The organism is Gracilibacillus boraciitolerans JCM 21714, from assembly GCF_000521485.1.
GTDB lineage: Bacteria > Bacillota > Bacilli > Bacillales > Amphibacillaceae > Gracilibacillus > Gracilibacillus boraciitolerans.
Window position 1 is genome coordinate 1 of record NZ_BAVS01000043.1, and the last position, 19,439, is coordinate 19,439.

General features: G+C 34.2%; 19 protein-coding genes. 5 read left to right on the forward strand and 14 right to left on the reverse strand.

All coding sequences use genetic code 11. The features are described 5' to 3' along the window. Positions 1–2 precede the first annotated feature (2 nt). The 3 genes from JCM21714_RS16300 to JCM21714_RS16310 form a co-directional block, all read right to left on the reverse strand. Positions 3–1,772: a methyl-accepting chemotaxis protein gene (locus tag JCM21714_RS16300; protein WP_035725974.1), complete on the reverse strand. Its 1,770-nt coding sequence runs from the start codon at positions 1,770–1,772 to the stop codon at positions 3–5. 821 nt (positions 1,773–2,593) lie between these two features. Further along, positions 2,594–3,457: a peptidoglycan-binding protein gene (locus JCM21714_RS16305; RefSeq protein WP_035725976.1), complete on the reverse strand. Its 864-nt coding sequence runs from the start codon at positions 3,455–3,457 to the stop codon at positions 2,594–2,596. Between the two features lie 19 nt (positions 3,458–3,476). Then, positions 3,477–3,737, reverse strand: a complete 261-nt coding sequence (locus JCM21714_RS16310; RefSeq protein ID WP_035725980.1) for a phage holin family protein — start codon at positions 3,735–3,737, stop codon at positions 3,477–3,479. Between the two features lie 326 nt (positions 3,738–4,063). On the opposite strand from JCM21714_RS16310, the gene JCM21714_RS19980 reads away from it, so the two are divergent. The 5 genes from JCM21714_RS19980 to JCM21714_RS22385 all read left to right on the forward strand — a co-directional run bounded on the left by JCM21714_RS19980 (position 4,064) and on the right by JCM21714_RS22385 (position 8,212). Further along, positions 4,064–4,258 (forward strand): BCCT family transporter, encoded by a 195-nt coding sequence (locus JCM21714_RS19980; protein WP_052000828.1) that lies wholly within the window; start codon positions 4,064–4,066, stop codon positions 4,256–4,258. Positions 4,259–4,379: 121 nt separating this feature from the next. Further along, positions 4,380–4,958, forward strand: a complete 579-nt coding sequence (locus JCM21714_RS16315; protein WP_235182985.1) for a BCCT family transporter — start codon at positions 4,380–4,382, stop codon at positions 4,956–4,958. A gap of 110 nt (positions 4,959–5,068) precedes the next feature. After that, entirely contained in the window at positions 5,069–5,716 is a 648-nt protein-coding gene (locus JCM21714_RS16320; protein WP_235182980.1) for a DsbA family oxidoreductase, read from the forward strand. A gap of 326 nt (positions 5,717–6,042) precedes the next feature. After that, entirely contained in the window at positions 6,043–7,854 is a 1,812-nt protein-coding gene (locus tag JCM21714_RS16325) for a methyl-accepting chemotaxis protein (protein WP_035725982.1), read from the forward strand. Between the two features lie 85 nt (positions 7,855–7,939). After that, on the forward strand, positions 7,940–8,212 hold the full coding sequence (locus JCM21714_RS22385) for a hypothetical protein (RefSeq protein ID WP_035725985.1): 273 nt from the start codon (positions 7,940–7,942) through the stop codon (positions 8,210–8,212). 161 nt (positions 8,213–8,373) lie between these two features. On the opposite strand, the gene JCM21714_RS16335 is transcribed toward JCM21714_RS22385, so the two are convergent. The 11 genes from JCM21714_RS16335 to JCM21714_RS18825 form a co-directional block, all read right to left on the reverse strand. After that, positions 8,374–8,913, reverse strand: coding sequence for a YesL family protein (locus JCM21714_RS16335; protein ID WP_235182986.1), 540 nt, complete (start codon positions 8,911–8,913; stop codon positions 8,374–8,376). Positions 8,914–9,068: 155 nt separating this feature from the next. Further along, entirely contained in the window at positions 9,069–11,606 is a 2,538-nt protein-coding gene (locus JCM21714_RS16340; protein WP_035725987.1) for a glycosyl hydrolase, read from the reverse strand. 13 nt (positions 11,607–11,619) lie between these two features. Continuing rightward, positions 11,620–13,914, reverse strand: coding sequence for a helix-turn-helix domain-containing protein (locus JCM21714_RS16345; RefSeq protein WP_235182981.1), 2,295 nt, complete (start codon positions 13,912–13,914; stop codon positions 11,620–11,622). 129 nt (positions 13,915–14,043) lie between these two features. Next, positions 14,044–14,919 carry a carbohydrate ABC transporter permease gene (locus JCM21714_RS16350; RefSeq protein WP_035725989.1) on the reverse strand — a complete coding sequence of 292 codons (876 nt, stop codon included), beginning with the start codon at positions 14,917–14,919 and terminating at the stop codon, positions 14,044–14,046. A 26-nt stretch (positions 14,920–14,945) separates the two neighbouring features. Then, positions 14,946–15,872, reverse strand: coding sequence for an ABC transporter permease (locus JCM21714_RS16355; protein ID WP_235182987.1), 927 nt, complete (start codon positions 15,870–15,872; stop codon positions 14,946–14,948). A 219-nt stretch (positions 15,873–16,091) separates the two neighbouring features. After that, positions 16,092–16,238: a hypothetical protein gene (locus tag JCM21714_RS22390; protein WP_235182982.1), complete on the reverse strand. Its 147-nt coding sequence runs from the start codon at positions 16,236–16,238 to the stop codon at positions 16,092–16,094. A 25-nt stretch (positions 16,239–16,263) separates the two neighbouring features. Beyond that, positions 16,264–16,845 carry a type 2 periplasmic-binding domain-containing protein gene (locus JCM21714_RS22395; RefSeq protein WP_235182983.1) on the reverse strand — a complete coding sequence of 194 codons (582 nt, stop codon included), beginning with the start codon at positions 16,843–16,845 and terminating at the stop codon, positions 16,264–16,266. Then, positions 16,820–17,545: an extracellular solute-binding protein gene (locus tag JCM21714_RS22400; protein ID WP_235182984.1), complete on the reverse strand. Its 726-nt coding sequence runs from the start codon at positions 17,543–17,545 to the stop codon at positions 16,820–16,822. The genes JCM21714_RS22395 and JCM21714_RS22400 overlap by 26 nt, the downstream gene beginning before the upstream one ends. Positions 17,546–17,793: 248 nt before the next feature. Further along, positions 17,794–18,573 carry an exo-rhamnogalacturonan lyase family protein gene (locus tag JCM21714_RS18815; RefSeq protein ID WP_052000832.1) on the reverse strand — a complete coding sequence of 260 codons (780 nt, stop codon included), beginning with the start codon at positions 18,571–18,573 and terminating at the stop codon, positions 17,794–17,796. Between the two features lie 16 nt (positions 18,574–18,589). Beyond that, positions 18,590–18,940 (reverse strand): exo-rhamnogalacturonan lyase family protein, encoded by a 351-nt coding sequence (locus tag JCM21714_RS18820; protein WP_052000835.1) that lies wholly within the window; start codon positions 18,938–18,940, stop codon positions 18,590–18,592. Then, positions 18,937–19,374 (reverse strand): exo-rhamnogalacturonan lyase family protein, encoded by a 438-nt coding sequence (locus JCM21714_RS18825; RefSeq protein WP_369403639.1) that lies wholly within the window; start codon positions 19,372–19,374, stop codon positions 18,937–18,939. The genes JCM21714_RS18820 and JCM21714_RS18825 overlap by 4 nt, the downstream gene beginning before the upstream one ends. Positions 19,375–19,439: the final 65 nt, after the last annotated feature.

Below are 19,439 nucleotides of genomic sequence, written 5' to 3' on the forward strand. Positions count from 1 at the left end.
AATTAGTTTAATTTAAAATGACTCACAATTTCCTTCATTCTCGATGCTAAACTGTTTAATTGTTTCGCCTGAATAGATACCTCTTCCATCGAACTGCTAGTTTCTTCAGCAGATGCAGAAGTCTCCTCGATGCCGGCTGCTGATTGTTGTGAAGCAGATGCAATTTCTTGAATTGATTCATTCATTTCATCCGTCCTAGTAGAAACAGCATTTAAATTAGTTGTAATGTTATTCATCTGTTCTGCCATATTTTTCACAGAATCATTAATCTCCGTAAATGTTTTTTGAGTAGTAAGAATTTGTGTTGTCCCTTCTTCTACTTCGGAGTAGCCCTTTTCTAGCGAATTAGTTACATCGGTAGATTCTGTTTGAATTCCAGATACTATACCTGTAATGTCGGAAACCGACGCTGAAACTTGTTCTGCTAGTTTTCTTACTTCGTCGGCTACCACAGCAAATCCTTTCCCATGCTCACCAGCTCTTGCAGCTTCAATGGCTGCATTTAATGCTAATAAATTTGTTTGTTCCGCAATATCACGAATGACAGATACTAATCTACCGATTTCTTGAGATTGTGAATCTAAGCTCCTTACTTTTTCCACTGCTTCTTTAACGATTTGATCTATTTTAGTCATTTGATTTGCAGAGGACTGCATTAAGTTACTTCCAGACTCCGCCTTATTTAATACCTCCATCGATACATTTCCTACAGTTGTGCCTTGTTGATTTGTCTCTGACACAATCTCTTTAAAGTTTTCCATCATCTGTGCCAATCTGCTTACATGGTCTGCTTGTACTTCCGCTCCAGAAGCTAATTCTTCCATCGTAGTTGTAACTTGCTCTGATCCTAGTTTCACTTCATTAGAAGACTTATTTAAGCCATCGCTCTGTTGATTCAGCGTATTAGAAGCTTCTGTTATATTGAGAATCATTTTATTTAATTCAGTTTGCATATTATTCATTTCTAAAGCTAAGATAGATAATTCATCTTTTGTTTTGACTTCAACTGGGTCTAAACTTAAATTTCCATTTGCTAATTGTTTCATTCTATTAGTAACAAGCTGAAGAGGCTTTGTTATATTTCCTGAAAAAAGCCACCCTATAATAACACCAATTATCACAAAAATAATGGTAACAATTAATATTTGATAGAGTATCGTATCGGCTGGAGCATTAAAGTCCATTATATAGGTACTGGCATTTATTATCCAACCCCCCCAATTTTCATTGTACTGCGTATAAACTACTTTTTCTTCGATAGCGTTTTCATTTTTTGGTAATGGCCAATCATAATATACAAAACCCCCGCCATTGTTTAGTGCTTTATCCGTTATATCTTGCATAAATAAATCACCTGATGAATCCTTTGATTCCCACAAACTCTCACCTTCGAGATTCGGATGGGCTAATAAAATACCTTTCTCATCTGTTATATAGATATACCCATTCTCTCCTAAATCAATATTCGTGTCGATGGGTCTTTTCCCATCTTCTGAGCGTTCCCCCCCTAAAAGCATAACTTTTATTTTTTCCTGTGCTTCCTCTAAGGAAATATTACCTTCTTCCACTTCTTCATTTAACATATTAATCATTTCATTCGTATAGATAACACTATTACGTAAATTTTGTTCACCTAATTCATTTAGAGAATTAGCGCTCTGTTGATAAGTAATATAACCTAGTAATAGCAATGGAATGATTAATATTAAAATAAATGTAATCATTAATTTCTTTCGTACCGAGTTTTTGCTAAGTTTCTTTAGCTTATTCATCTTTGCACCCCCCCTACCCCCCCATCTAGTAATTAAAATCTATATTATATATCGACATATAACTTATAATATGTAGGTTAAAAAGGGATAGGTAAATATTCCCTAATCAAAAATTAGAATTTGCTATTACTTTCAAATGAGAAAGACTCCGAATAATACACAATCTTATAATTGATGAAAATGAAGTTAGTGTACAAAAGGAAGATTATGCGCACTAACAGATGAGGTAATTATGACTTGACTGTACTGTTTAACAAGCCGCTCCGGCTTGTCCGCTTCCCTTTCCACGGGTTTTTCTCCTCAGCTAACTTTGGCAAGCCAAAGTGGATCTTCGGAAAAAACATCCCGTAGGAGTGAAAGCGGACCCCCCCTACGCTCTTGATTTGCTCTACAACGATTATGACAAGTATCTTTTTGACCTTTTTAAAAGGATGATGACTATAAATCGAGATTGAAAGGCCGAAATTCTACTGCTTGCATTCATTGTAGAATATTATACAGCGTAGGCGCCCATTTCGACTCCTGTGGGATCAGCGTGATCTGAAAATCCACTTTGTAAAGTGGTTTTCTTTACAAAGTTAGTTGAAGAGCACGCCCCCCCGGAAAGCGAAATAGGCAAGCAGAAGCGGCTTTTACAGCTATGCTTCCTTTCAAAATGTCCCTTAAATCCATGGTTATAAATATTCGATTACTACGCATCATCTTCCTATTGTTCATCAACTAAGTTTATTTTTTATTCTAGAAATAGGTTAGACTAAATACGTTGATATCGGAGATTATATATTTCTTCTTATAAACAAAGAGAGGCAACCCCCCCTTTATTAAAATAGTTGTTGCCATGTTTTAGGTCCTACAATTCCGTCCACCTTTAAATTATGTCGTTGTTGATAGTGTTTAACCGCATTTTCTGTTTTCGGACCAAAGATTCCATCCACTTTTGTTCCAACCTTTCGTTGAATGATCCGAACGATTTCACCTTTACTTCCTCTTTTAATTAATCCTCGGTAATTTGCTACTAAGGTACTGGCTTTTTCTAATTTACTTGACGTGACCGGACTTACAGTTCCATCAGCTTTAATATTTTGCGATACTTGAAATGCCTTAACAGCTTTTTCTGTTTCTTTTTCAAAAATCCCATCCTGTCCGAAACGATCTAATCTGAATCCAAGTTTAACTAGTTGCGATTGTAACTTTTTAACTGCATTACCTTGATCACCATCTTTTAGATATTCACTATTCTTAAATTGATTTAAATATGCAATTGGATTAACGGTTGATGTTTGTTTATTTGACCGGTATCCGTATGGAGGAGTTATTTCCACCTTTTTTCTAATCTCATAATGCAAATGTGAACCAGTAACAAATCCTGTTCTTCCTTGGTAACCAATATTTTGTCCTTTTTTTACGACCCGACCTTTTGTTACAGCAGCAGAATCTAAATGGGCATACAGCTGGGCACGATTATTATTATCTCTGATTAACACGACATTTCCATATCCACCTAAGCCTGTACCATTTTTCCCTAATCCTGCGTAAATTACCGTTCCCTGAGTAAATGCATAGATTGGTGACTTATGTGTTTTAGCTAAGTCAACTCCTGCGTGAAATTCCCTAGTTCCCCCCCTTATCGGATGTGTACGATATCCGTAAGGACTTGTAATACGATAACCATGAAATTCAGCCATGCTATTAACCTCCCTATTATTACTCTTCTCTATTAAATGTCTGCTTTACAATTTGATGGCTAAACACTGCCATACCAGTCGCGATTATACCTTCGGAAGCAGCATATATATTCCAGCCATTTATGTTGCATGCAGCTATAACTCCAAAACATAATAAAATCCAGATAATCAGCCAATCAGGTATAAATGGTGTTCTTTTACAGGCATATCCAATAAACCAAAGCGCTGGCACGATAAAATACAAGTCGTCTTGCAATAGATATAAAAACTCTGTTACCATCTGAACACCTCCTCCAACAATTTACATTTGAGTCACCACCTACTATTTGATAAATAAAGTTTTAATGACTCATTCTAAGATATGCCATTATAGAATGAAGTGAGTCGGCTTATGTCGTAAGTCTTCTGATATTTCTATAATCATGAATTTTTAGAATGAAGTGTCGTACCTCTTCCACCTTTTTAAATTAATATTAATGAGTAGATTAAAAAACGTTTTGTTCGGGAATAACAAGGAGAGAATAGAAAAAATTACATATCTTGAGTACAGCAGTCTACTTTGAAAGGGGGGGAACTATGTCAGCACATGCATGACATAGAAAATTTATGCACTCTAAAGATAAGTTAAATGAGAAGGTAGGAAAAATCGGAATTGTTTTTATTACTTCGGCAATTTTAGTTGCGATTTTTGTACTATGGGGGGGAGCGTTCTCGCCTTCCTCATTAAATGCAGCAGCTAATTCTGGTTTAGAATGGATGATTACTAACTTTGGTTGGTTTTATATGCTGATTACAGCATAATTTGTTCTATTCGTTATTGCTTTAAAGGAAGAACCATTCGAGAGTTTATGGCTGGAGTTCTTATTGTGCTTCATTACTAGCAGTCATTTGGTTTACAACGTTTGGTGGTACTGGTTTAAATATAGAAATGTATGGTGCTGGTGGATTAGCGGAATTAATTAATTCCGAAGTAGAGATCGCTCTGTTTGCCATGTTAGCTGAATTACCATTAAGCATGATCACCAATACACTAGCAATACTGTTAATTCTCATCTTTTTCATTACATCTGCAGACTCAGCATCTTTTGTGCTGGGTTCCATGACTTCAAATGGTGATTTAGAACCAAAAACTTGGATTAAATTAGTTTGGGGCTTTCTTATCGCTGGTGCAGCAAGTGTTCTTTTATTTAGTGGAGGTGGAGGATTAAATGCTTTACAAACTGCCTCCATTATTGCAGCGTTACCTTTTGCAATTATTATGGTTTTGATGATTGTATCTGTGCTTATCACGTTGAGTAAAGATTGGAAAATCGATCGAAAGCTTCGACGTCGTAAACGAGAAGATCGGGTGAAAGGTGAATTTAAAGAAGAGTTTGTAGACGATTTTAAAGAAGAGATTTACAATGAAATGAAAGATGAATTATACGATGACTTTAAAGAAAAAATCCATAAAGAAATAAAAGATGAAATCGTAAAAGAAATTTCTAAAGAAGATAAATAAATTCACAACTGTCACCGTTAATTATCATAACACCTTACTAAGCAAAATACTTTCTTGAATACTACATTTATGTAAGAATAGAAAGAAGCTTAAGTGAGGTGTTATTTTATATGCAAATAGAAATATGGTCTGATTTTGTTTGTCCCTTCTGTTATATTGGTAAACAGAGACTAGAGCAAGCTTTAGAAAGATTTCCTGAGAAAATTAACGTATCCATTCAATATAAAAGTTTTGAGTTAGATCCTAATGCTCCAAATTATTCTGGTGTAAGCATTCATGAAGCTTTAGCAAAAAAATACAATATGACAATCGAACAAGCGAAACAAGCGAATAAACAAATATCGGAGCAAGCTAAGTCGGTTGGGTTAAATTTTGTATTTGATACAATGAAACCTGGAAATACATTTCTAGCACATCGGATCAGTAAATATGCAGCATCAATAAATCGTGAAGCCGACTATATTGATACAGTACTTTATCATTATTTCACATTATCTAAAGATCTAAGTGATCCTGATACATTGCGTTCGATTACGAAAGAGATGGGTCTTAATCAGAATGAAATTAATAAAATCATAGAGACTGAAACTTTATATGATGAAGAGGTTAGAAATGACGAATCGGAAGCTCAACAACTTGGAATAACCGGCGTCCCTTTCTTTGTTATTAACAAGAAATATGCTATCTCTGGCGCTCAGCTATCGACACATTTATGCAAGCAATTGAAAAGGTATCAGAAGAAGAACAAAATGAACTAAAAAGCCTAAATATAAAGCAAGGTAGTTTTTGTGATGGGGGATAATTGTAAATAGTATGTTTCGAAATGCCAGGAAGTTAAACAAACTTCCTGGCATTTCTTTTTAAATAAAAAGCTTTTTCTTTTGCCGGCCTCAAAACTAATACTAATGTCCTATTTTTTAAACTATTTAAATATTTTTATATTTCTTATCGTTAATTCTAAATAATCATGGTATAATCTAAATGAACTATTTCTTAGTAATCACACGTAACGTTTTTAACAACATGACACACTTTTTATTGAAAGCCTTTACTAAACAAAAAAAATATGTGCGGAGGACAAACCATGGTAAACAAGTTTGTAAGTAAGACTCAGAAAAGTACGAAGAAAGCAGTTGGATATCTTTCTAAAGCTTTCAAAAAAGGATCTATTCTAAGCAGGAATTTGGTTAGCAAAATTTCTAAAAAAGGAGAAAATTCATCGCCATCTAAAAAATCTATACATAATTCAACCGTTGCTAAAAAAAATTCGATTAGTACAAAAATTTTAATTAGTATTTTATCAATCGTATTTATTAGTGTAATAGTAGTAGGTGTTTCATCATATTTCATCTCAAATAATATTATCAAAGATAAAGTAACGGAAGCCTCAGAACAGACGATCATACAATCAGGCGATAAATTGGATTATTTACTTAATCAGTATAAAGATCGAGTAACTGAAATATTGATGGCAGATAACTTTAGCAATACGTTAAATGAATTAGATGCCTATGAAAACACTAATAACTTTGAATATTTTTCATTAAAAAGTAGCGTTGATGATGCTTTAACTCAGATTACTATGATTGATAGCAATGTAAGTCTATATCTATTACATACGGAAAAGGAAAGAATTATTTCCTCTACTGAAACAGTACCTGAAGAAGACCTTTTTGGATTTGATTGGTATCAGCAAGCGAAAGAATCAGAGGGAGCAACTGCATGGATTGGTGGTCTGAAAGGCGGAGTATCAGGTAAGAAGGATGAGCCAACGGTTGCTTTTGGTCAAAAATTAAAAATTGGTGGCACAGCGTACATGTTACTTGTTGAATTAAAGACCGCAGTATTTGCTGACGCTTTGGAGGATGTTCGATTTGGTGAAGAGGGACTTCCTAGTTTGGTTAATCAGAATAATGAAATCGTTTTTTCATTTGATCCAGAAAAGATCACTGAACCATATAACTATCAAATTAAATTAGACGATGAAACTAAAATGACAGAAGATAATGGTCAGCTTGTTTTTCAGGATGCCTCAGAAATTACAGATTGGTATCTAGTAGGATCCGTTTCGGAAGCAGAATTAACCAAAGATACACAAATTATTTTTCTTGTAACGGTTGCTATCATTATATTGTCACTGATTATTTCTTTTATTATCGCTGGTCGAATTGTTAAGAATATTGCAAGACCTCTTGCAAATGTTTCTGGGTTAATGTCTTCTGCTAAACAAGGTAATCTAATAGTAAGATCTGAAGACACAGATCGCAAAGATGAAATTGGAGAACTCGCTGAAAGCTTTAATGAAATGCTCGAAAACATTTCAAAAATGATGAACCGAACCAAAGATTCTACGAATAAAGTGTTACAAGCTGCTATTAATTTATCTGACATATCCCAGACCCAATCGCAATCTGCCAAAGAAGTAGCTGCAGCATCTGAAGAAATTGCCAGCGGTGCCACAGGATTAACTGATGAAGCAGAACGAGGAAACACATTAGCATCCAATATTCATAATGAAGTAGAAAATGTATATGAAAATAATAATGAAATGGAAAGACAGGCTATTGAGGTACTTGAACGCAGTCACGAAGGTTTAGAGAAAATGAATGAATTAGTGACAAAAACTAAAGATGGCCAACAAATGACAAATGCACTTTCAGAAAAAGTCGATACACTAAAAGAAAGCACTGCACAGATTAGTGAAGTTATGGAAATGCTTACTCATATTGCACAGCAAACAAATTTACTTGCATTAAATGCTGCCATTGAAGCAGCAAGAGCAGGTGAAGCAGGTAAAGGCTTCGCAGTTGTAGCAGATGAAATAAGAAAACTATCTACGCAATCAAAAGGTTCAATTGATAAAGTAGAGGAAATTACCACGGGGGATTGTAAATGAAGTAAACGAAACTTTAGTAGTATTAGGAGAAGCAACGCCTCGCTTTACGGAGCAGGTAGTTCAGGCTGAAGACACACAGCATATCTTGAATGGTGTGGGTGAAAGTATGGGAGCATTTACCGGCAAGATTCAACAAGTCAGTGCATCCATACAGCAGTTGAGAGATTCACAAGATATATTGACTTCAACCATTCACCAAGTAAGTGCAACAGCACAGGAATCTTCAGCTATCAGTGAAGAAGTCTCTGCTACGACAGAAGAACAGTTAAAAGTTAGTGAGTCACTTGTAACCACATCAGATGAATTAAAACAATTATCTGAAGAATTACAGGATATGATGAAGAAGTTTCAAATATAATGACAAAAACCCACTGTTTAAAACAGCGGGTTTTTATTGTATGATTAACAATTATTTTTGCTATTTCCTTCACTGAAATGTTTATGCAGTTTTTCTTAATATGCTCTATCATATACTACGATTATTCTACTTTATACAAATATGCATTATCCCGTTGCTTCTTACTCATATCTCCATTCCTTCCGACTATTAATCTCTTTCTCATGCTGCTCGTTTATCACCTGCTGTTTATGTTCGATTTTTACAAACGTAATATAACAGATATACATTATGACCATACTTGTTAAACTACCACCAAAAAGAAAAATAAAGATCGGAAATATTACCCATAAATAATATAAAGTAAACAGAGCTGCTAAGGCATAAATAGTTCGCAAAGGTTGATAAATAGCAATTAGAAAGGCATTCTTTATATATTGCTGAAAGCTGTTGTGATAATGAACATATAAAGGAAACAGATATAAAACCATAATAAAATATAGAAAAGCAAAAAAAATAAATATGCCTTTAAAGATCAAATTCCAAGTAGGGTCCTGTAAAGAAAAATACTGTAAATTAGTAAAAATCATTAGTCCAAACAAGCCCACTATCCATGTTATTCCATTTGCTCTAAAAAACTCTTTTCGATAGGTTTCCCAAAATAATTTTCCGACGTGATGACCATGCTGACCCATTACCCATTTGCGAAAGACGGCAAACATTGCCACCGTACTGGTCCTATCCCGAAAAAAATAAGACCTAATAAAGAAAAAATTATCCACAAAAAATTAACATATAATAAAAATAGTACCGCTTCTCCAAATTGATAAAACTTACCAATCAAGCTATCACCGTTCATTATATCACCCCCCCATTTTTAATAGTGTCTTATTTTAATATGAACTGGTCCCAATAGACCTGATGGTAATTCTGCTTGATCCATTTCATTAGCACTGTTATTTGTCACCTTAATTAATAAATCATTTGTTCCTTCCGTCAGACAAGTAAGAGGAATTTCTATTGTATAGGGCGCCCAAAATTTTACATCCACAAGTTGATTATTGATAATCAGTTCCGCTATTTCATAGACTTCTCCTAAATCGATTGTAATGTTTTCGATTTTAGATAGCGACACATCTAGCTGAAAAGAAAATGGGTATAGAATACTTCCCGAAAAATGTTGATAATTTGGAATATCAGTCCAGCTGCATAGTTTATCTTCATTCCAGTGAATTTCATCTGATACCTCTTTCCTATCAGATTGCCATTGTAATTTCATATCAATTTGTCTTAAAGTAGTAGTAGTAGTAGCTTTGACGTGAGAAAGTTCTGGTTGTTCTTCAGGATCGACTACAATAATTACAGATGACCTGCTACTGATCTTTAAAGGCCTATCACTAAGGTTATTTTCATCAAATAGAACTTTACTTCTATTGCCTGACCATGGATCCCATAGTTCTGTCTTTCCTTTAATGTCTAATTTCATATGACCTACGAAATGTAACTCCCCCCCTTCATTTACTAATAGACAGAAATATAACTTATTTTTCTTTACTAAACTAACTCTGATATCCTGAGCTGATTCCTTTAGCTGGACGAATTTATAGCGACTCAAGGCTTGAATCATATCATCTGATTTACTAAATTTGACGAAATTATCCTGATGATCGTTAGTATCTATGGTGGTCATAACTAGCCCACCATGTTTTGTCCAATCTCGTAATTGTTGCTGTACTTCAGGATTAAAATCTTGAATATGGAGTCCATCCAAAATAACGACTTGATATTTTTGATTTGCTATGTCCATTGTATTAGTAAATGTCACCAGTTCTTGCATAAACAATCCTTCATGGACATAATTAAACTCTATTTGATTTTCATATAGTCTTTTAGCAATTTGCCATGGCAGCTGATCATCTTTTGTCAATATCGCTATCTGTGCTTGATTTGTACTATTTGTCATTACCCAGCTTAATCTTTTCATATATATACTAAAATAACGATAATATCTCCACCACACATTATGAGGGCCCACATCTGGTGGACGTTCATGGCTTCTTTGTTTTCCACTAACAGAATAATAAAAGGCATGTGGACAATATAAATTCACACCTCTGACAGCAAGCCAATCGATATACCATTTCATATCAGCAGCTGATAAATTCCAGTCATTATTTTTACCACACACGCCTAAAAATTCATTAATATTGCGCGTTCGGTTGTAATGACGAGCAGCATCTGCTCCACATTTTGCTGCTGTCGAATGTTCTCCAATTAAACTCTTATCATCTTCCGGCGCAACCCAACGCCATACCACATCTTGACCAGGTATTTGGAATGCTTGCAATAAACCAATATCATCACTTGCTGCTGGATGTCCAGTTAATGCTAAATTATTTTCCTGGCACCACTGACTAATCGGCATATAATAACTTTCTAGTAATCTTTTCTTCAAAGCACGTTGATAGCTCCGATGAATTTCAGCTGATTTCTCCATTGGATAAAATAGAGCTAATAAATCTTCTGCATGATTTCCTTGTGAATAAAAATTATATTCAAATCCTTTTGTCCATGGAATAAGACCTTCTAATGCATTTCTCCCCAACATATCTGGCTCATCCGTAAACATAGCAAATACAGTATCTCCAAAAAATTCTCCTACTACATCTTTGTATCGTTCATGTGTAATCTCTATAAATGAACGAACAGCCTCAGGATTTAATAAATCAGCTGACCTTGGAGCATGACTTTCTCCATCATCCTGATTGCTATGAATCCCTCTTATCATTCCAAAGGATTGTGTTTCCACTAAAGCGATACACGACCATTCTTCTTGTATACGATTATGTACTTGAAAAAAATCTTCTATTAACTGATCTTTTATTTGCCAAATTAAATGATCTTCTTGTTCTATACAATGAACTATGCCAACATTTAAAGGGAACAAGCAGGTAAGATAATCTGAAGTGATTCCAACTCTTGTTTTACGAACTAAAAATAGTGAAACTAATCGATCTGTTTTAGCAAGTTGAAAATTATTGTTAGAAACCTTCACTTTTTTTTCGATTGCTTTTAATCCTCTGCTGGCAAACTGAGGATTTCGTTCTACTACTTTCCCATTAGCAGCTCCTGAAGGATACATTGCTTCATCATATAAAATCACATGCATATCCTGTTTATTAGCTTCTTGAACAGCAAAATAGACGTAGTCCATAAACTCATTTGATAAATATTCTAATGTTTCAGGTAATCCAATTCGCGGGTGAAGAACAAAGCCATCCACGCCTTTTTCTTTGAAGTCCCTAATTTGTCTACTTAATTCTTGTTTGGATAACTCATCATTCCAAAACCAAAATGGCATTGGAGAATATTCTTTACTTGGATGCAAAAACTCGTTATATAACTGTTGATCCAACTCAATCCCTCCTCTATGAACTATTTGATTTCATTTTTCGATACTGGCTAGGAGGTACACCTACCTGTTTTTTAAAAATTCGATTAAAATAACTGTGACGATAGCCTACACTTTCCGCTATATCATTGATCTTATGATTCGATTGTAGCAATAATTCTTTAGCGTGATCGATTCGTACAGTGGTAAGAAAATCAATAAAATTGATTCCTAATACTTTCTTAAATGCCTTACTTAATGTATATGCAGTTGTATCAGCTATATCCGCACAGCTTTCTAATGATATGTCTTCCATGTAATGTGAATGAATGTATTGTACAATATTATCTACTAACATCTTCATTTCAATATTCATATTATCTTCTACAAAATTCACGTATGGTTTAATTACTTGATCAACCATCCAACGAACAACCCATTCTTTTTCCCTTATTTGTGTTAATTCTTCAAACATATTCCTTCCATTAAATAAGACAACTGGATCAATTCCTGAATGCATAATTTCATGTTGAATCGTACTGTATAACTGCATAATACTAGCTTGCACGTTTAATTCCTTATTATTATTTTCCACTAAGTAATTAAAAAATTGGCGAATAAATGCTTCCGCCTCACTAGTGCGTCCTCTTCTAACACATTGAATAATTTCTTTTTCCAAATCAAATGGATAATATAACTTTGGCTTATCATTTCTTTCATTTAAATCATTCAAATGAATAATCTGATTTTGATTTTCAAATTTCCTATATCTTTTACCTCGACCAATCTCATCAAATAAATAACTAATTTGCTTGACCTTTTCTGTTTGAGAACTAATGGTGATGGTCACTTTTAAAGCTAACACCTTATTAATAGCTGAAATAATCTTTTCAGAGAGTTGATGCAACGACGATCGTAAGTCTTGTATATGACTTGGTACAATTAAAAAAATGCCTGCTGAAAGATCATAATGATTTATAATAGTATATTGATTAAAATATTCTTTCGTTATGTCTTCCGCCATATTAGACATCGCAAATGTGACTAAGCTATCATCATCTGCATTTTTATGAGCTAGTTCATACATACCTGTTAATTGAATATCTATTAGAATAAACGTATGGTTTTTCACGATCCACCCATAGTTTTCCATTCTTGTGTTTAAAGAGTTTTCACTAAAGTCATATAAATAACCTTTTGTTAATTGAACTAAGAAATTTTGACGTAACTGTGGGATTTGTTCTGATAATCTTTCTTCAAGATATCTTCTTTCATTTGACAACGCGTTAAAACGTTCATGAATTTCTGTGAATTCATCCGTTTTTCTTTCGCCATTTTGTATGTCATGCTTAGCAAACGTATTTACTAAGTTCCTTACTGGTTGATATAAGCGATTAGATGCAAACCATGTCATTAAAAATGCCAACAGTAAAATAGATAAACTCGCTATTAATATTACTTTGGAGATAGTAACAATCGGTGAAGTAATCGCGGATATTGGTGCGGCCGAAACATATGTCCAGGTTGAACCAATCCGATCAAATTCGCCATAGGAGACAGAGTATGTCTTATCTTCCCAATCTAGCTGAAAAGAGCTGGTATTCTCTTTTTGCTGCATTAATTCCTCCGATAACAATTTTGATAAAGATTGATTCTCTTCTCTCGCCGTCGATAATAATACTTTATTACTTTCATTTAACAGCATGGTCATACCGTCACTGTATGGTGTTAGTGTCCCTAATATCGATGCTAAACTCGTTTTATCTACTTTCACAATGATAGCATCAAAGGGATTTTTGACCACCCCAGGTATTTGATGAGTTAAAACGATCTCATTAGTATACCTAGTATCGTTCACAAACAGCTCATCATGTGACCATGTGACATTTTTAGATCCTCTTAATAAAGATTCATAGGCTTTAATCAAGTTTTTATTACTTATATAATCTAAATATGGCGAAAAAAGCACAGGTTCTTCACCATCAATGAAAAGCTCCACTTCATCTATTAAAGGATGACTACCTTGAAGGATTAATAGTTTTTGTTTTAAATCTCTAGTTTTTTGAAATTGTCTAACAAAATTGGTATCCATTAATGTCGAGTTAAAACTAGGCTCAAATGCCCAATAACTCAACGATTCTTCTAAATAGTTAAACTGTTCATCAATATTTTGAACTCGTTCATTTATTTCATCTACATGAATCTTTCTTAATTCATCTTCTGTCGAATGTAAACCAAAAGTATAAATACCAATCGCTGAAATTATACCAGGGATAGAAGTTATAAACAAAATCATTAAAAAGCTTTTACGAAAATATTTACTCCCCCCCAACGATTATCTATCCATTCTTTTATTTTCGCATGTGAATTCACTATACGCTCACCTCTTATCTTTATATCATAGCATTACTTGTAAGCGTCATCATTAACTAATTATAATAATTCTGTTGAATGGTTACTTCTATCCTTTTACCGATCCTAATAATATACCTTTAGCAAAGTGCTTTTGTAAAAATGGATAAAAGATAAGTATAGGTAATGTAGCTACTACAACTACCGCCATTTTAAGAGATTCCTCAGGTGGGTCTTGCATCATCGTATTCATCTCTCCAAAGTCAACATTTGCCACCATCATTAACTGCTGTAATAATAGCTGAACGGGCCACTTGGCACTATCACTAATATATAAGAGTGCATTAAAAAAATCATTCCAATAAAATACTGCATAAAACAACGTAAAGGTTGCGATAACCGGTTTTGATAAAGGGATGACTATACGCCAGAATACACCCATATCTGAACATCCATCAATACGTGCGGCTTCTTCCAATTCTGTAGGTAAGTTTTGAAAGAAACTTTTTACAATGATTAAATAGAAAGGATTAATCGCAACTGGCAAAATTAATGCCCATAAAGAATCTAATAAACCTAAGCTGCGAACTACTACATACGTCGGAATCATACCACCACTGAATACCATAGTGAATACCACGAGATTTAAAATGATATTTCTACCAAGTAATTTTTTTCTTGATAAAGGATATGCCATCGTCATTGTTAGTAATAAGCTCACTACTGTTCCTAAGACCGTAACAAAAATAGAAATACCAATACTGCGAATAAACGTATTAGTTGAAAAAATATACTCATAAGCAGCTAGAGTAATTGTTTCAGGTACAATAAAAAATGGCCTTGCTGCAATTTCAGCCTCTGTTGCAAAAGAAGCTGCTATTACATATACAAATGGTATAAAAGTAGATAGGCCTAACAACAATAAAAAAATTTGATTAAATACGTCGAATACACGTCCCATTGGTGTATTGTGCATTTTATGCATATGATCTCCCCCCCCTTATTATGTCTTTAAAACAAACCTGTTTGGCCCATTTTCTTAGCTAGATAATCTGCTCCATAAATCAAAATAATACCAACAACTGCTTTAAATAGACCTACTGCAGTACTGTAACTAAACATACCTTGTGTTATACCAACGAAATAAACATAAGTATCAAACACATCTGCTACACTTCTGTTCAGTGAATTAGTCATAAGGAAAATTTGTTGAAAGCCTTGATCCAAAAAATTGCCCAATCGTAAAATTAATAATATTACAATCGTGCTACGTAGAGCTGGTAAAGTGACATGCCACATTCTTCTAAAACGACCTGCGCCGTCCATGATGGCAGCTTCATATTGCTCCGCACTAACACTTGCTAATGCTGCCAAAAAGATCACTGTGCCCCCCCAACCTGTCTCTTTCCAGATTACTTGTCCAATTATCATTGGACGAAACCATTCGGGACTAGATAGAAAATTAATTTGTTCCCCTGTAAAATATTCCACCAGTGCATTAATTGCTCCACCACTAGTGGTTAAGAATACATAAGTGATGCTTGCAATAATTACCCATGACATAAAGTGGGGGGGTATATACACTAAAGTCTGTATCGTTCGTTTGAAGAATTGAATTCTCAATTCATTTAACATTAACGCAATAATAATAGGGGCAGGAAAAAAGAATATCAAATCATATAATGCTAGAATAAGTGTATTTCGTAACAATCTAAAAAAATCAGGATTTTGAAAAAAGTTTATAAAATGGTCAAATCCAACCCATTCACTATCCCAGAATCCTCTAAAAGGTGAATAATCCTGAAAGGAAATTAATATGCCCCCCCACATTGGTAAGTATTTAAATAAAATAAAATATAATGCGCCTGGTATCAAGAGTATATACAGCCATTTATCTCTAAATAATTGCTGGGTTTTTGTCAGCTGGTTCTCTAAGATAACTGTATCATTTTCTTTTTCCTTTGATTTCAAAGTTAATTGTGCCACTGTATCTCCCCCCCCTTTAATAGGAGATATCTGTTAAATCTGCGAGATAGCAGATTTAACAGATATCCAATTCACTGTCTATTGATTGTTATTGGGCTGCTTGGTATAATTCATTAATTTCATCAATATATTCTTTTCCACCTGAATTCATCCATAGTTTCTCTGCTTCATCTAAACCAGCTTTGTCAATTTGTCCAACAATATATTGAATTCTTGCATCAAGATAATATTATCCAGCTGTTGTCCTTGACGACTATATACTTCAGATACTAATGGCTCTGCTGGATTAGCTACTACGATTTCTTCGTTAGCAGACATTACTTCTTGTTCTTTTTGTTCCAATTCATCTAATGGGGGCTTCTAAATATCGATTTTCAGGAATAAATGTTAATAGTTGATTCAAATCTTCATATTCGTATATTAATGCTTGATCTGTTGTAGGAGTATAAGCACCATCTACCATTTCATAATGCTTCCCTTCCACACCGTTAAATGCCAATGTTTGGCCTTCTTGTGTACTCATATCATCCATAAATTGTAGTACTTTAGCTAAGTCTTCTTCTGTCTCAACTTTTTGTTTTGAAATAGCGTACATCATGTTATAACCAGAAGTAGGTAAATTGAACAAACCATTTGGACTTTCTACTGCACCAAATAAGTCTACTGAACCTTCTAATGATGGGTCAGCCTTTACCATTTTATCACGATTACGACTCGCTGCATCAGCCACATCAATAACTGTTCCAGCACGTCCATTCACAAAGGCATCATGCCATTTCGCTGGATCCATTACCGCAAAATCCTCGTTTACTAGACCTTCATCATACATTTTTTTGAAATAATCTAACGCTTCTCTATAAGCGGGATCTTGGAAGTAAGGATATAACGATCCTTCTTCATTAATCCCCCCATTTATTTGGTACACCAAACCATGTTTGCATTATATCCCATGGACCAGGATATTCAGATACAATTGTACCTACAGTATCATTTTGTCCATTTCCATCAGGATCATCATGTGTAAAGGCATACATAACATCATAAAATTCATCTGTAGTGGTTGGTATTTCCATACCTAAATTATCTAACCAATCTTTGCGAATAGTTACTGCCATTCTTCCTAATGGTCTTGCACGATAAAGACCATAGACACTGCCATCAATTGAAATATTATTTTTCACAATATCATTCAATTGACTTAAGTTTTCATAATCAGCAAGATGATCTGTCAAATCCCAGAACGCACCGTCCTGCACAGCATTAATAAAACTGGACGTTTTGTTGGTTAAGATCATGGAAGGTAAATCACCAGAAGCTAGTGTTATATTGAATCGTTCTTCATAATTACTACTTGGTACATATGTTATATCTAGTTTAGTATTTGTAAAATCTTCAATTGCCTGCCAAGCAGGACTTTCAGGTGTTGGTGGTTCTGGTGTATATGAATTAGTTACAATAGATATTTCATATGGTTCTTCTGAATTATTATCATTTGTTTCAGTATCAGACTCATTTCCACTTTCATTAGATGAACCACCAGCATCACTATCATCGTTACACGCTACCAACATTACACTTATTAAAAATGTGAATAATAACAATAGAAGACTCTTCTTATTTATCAACTCTAATTCCTCCCCCCCTTTTTTTATTTCTTAATAAGAAATTATCAATGAAATTCTAGTTGTATCTGTTCACCTCCATTATTTTACTCGTTACAACTCATTCATTTCGTAACGGCTTACTTATAATATAAAACGCTTACATTTTTCCGGCAATATTCATTTTTTGTCCTATTATTGTTATATATAATAAAACCTTATATAGCAAGGAGTTAGCAGTGTATTTATCACTTTGTTTCTCTTTTATCACTTTATTGCACATTGATATTTGGTAAAGAGTCACGTATTAATTTCAAGCACATCATTACATTCAAGCACCATTGTGATACACCATTTGTTGAGATATGTTCACTTTCTATTAGCTTGCTCCAACTCTCTATCGTGTTAAGTTGCAGATCCATTAAAGGATTGCTAATGAGAAGATCCCATGCTTTTTCTGCTAACGATTCGTCTTGAAAATAATTAGCGGCATATGCAACTAATCCCGTAGAAAACATTGGCCATGCAAACATTTCCTTAGCCAATTTACCATTCGTTTGTTGTTTCATTTCCTTATCAGAAAGAAGATAAAAAGCACCAAAATCAGCTATCATTCTTTTCCACTCTTCTTCTTCAAGCAATGACTCTAATTCCATCCATACCTGTGGTGCACCGAATGCTATCACCATATGATAATCTCCCAGTGTTCCATCATCCATATGAATAAGCTTATGTTTCTCTTTCTGATAATAAAAAACAGGACCTGATAATAATTGAAGTGGGGGGGCATTTTTAATATCTGTTATAGTATCCTTTATATAACACTCATAATTTGAAGATTTCTTTGTTTCCCACTGATATAACCAATTCGATAAAAAAGCTGACCAATCCGGACCAGTACGAACTGGCGTTATGTTTTCTTTTTTGTCATAGAACTCTCGCATAGGTGGTAATTCATCAATTTTTTGATCAATATCTTTTACTTGATTTATAATTTCACCTACTCGTTCATCACCAGTTAAATAAAAATAATATTTATGAAGACTCGCCATACTAATCCTTACTTCCTTACATCCACAGCCCCCAATGGGTTACATTATGACGAGAGCCAAATCCCTGATATTGACCAAGATGATATTGATCCACTTCGCTGGTATGTCTCGTCATCGCTTCTGCCACTGTAAAAATTTCTTCAGAAGGTTTACGCATGAAGCTAAACCATAGCCATAAATTTGGTGCAAGTTCTGTATTTTGCCATGCATATCCACCTAAGTCATAGCACCATTGATGCCTTACAGGATCATAACTATGCATAAAATCACCAAAATCCCAAAATCCATACCATTTTCGTTGCTCGATTTCATTTCTATAAAATTCGATAACTTTGTCTAGACTGTTTTCTAATTTTTCTTCTATCATATGTGATTTTCTAGGTATATCAAAAAACCACACGCTTTTGTTTCTACATAATAAAGCGGATCACAATGTAACAATGGTTTTTGCTGATGTATTTGCAGATAAAAATTTAGCATTTTGTCAGTAGGTGCTTCTGAAAAAAGTGTGATTGTTCCTTCATTAGTATTTGCGATCCCAGTAGCTGTAGCCCTTAATTCATCAAACCCTTCATAAGCACTTTCTACATGTGTTTGATCTGTATAATGCTCTAAATTCATTGCTTTAGCTTGATTAGACCAAAACCATATGGTACATTCTGCTTGGTCATTAGCCAAATAATCAATATCAATAGAAGAGGGATGTTTTTGCCAAAAGTCTTTTAATGTTACTAGCATTCCACCGTTAACACCACTTATATATAATCCACCTCGTGCTCTATTACCGGTAATTGCCTGAATAAATTAATTTGTCCTTTCTTGTCGCTTTTTACTTACGTTTGGTTAAGTGGCTTCTCATTCTTGTT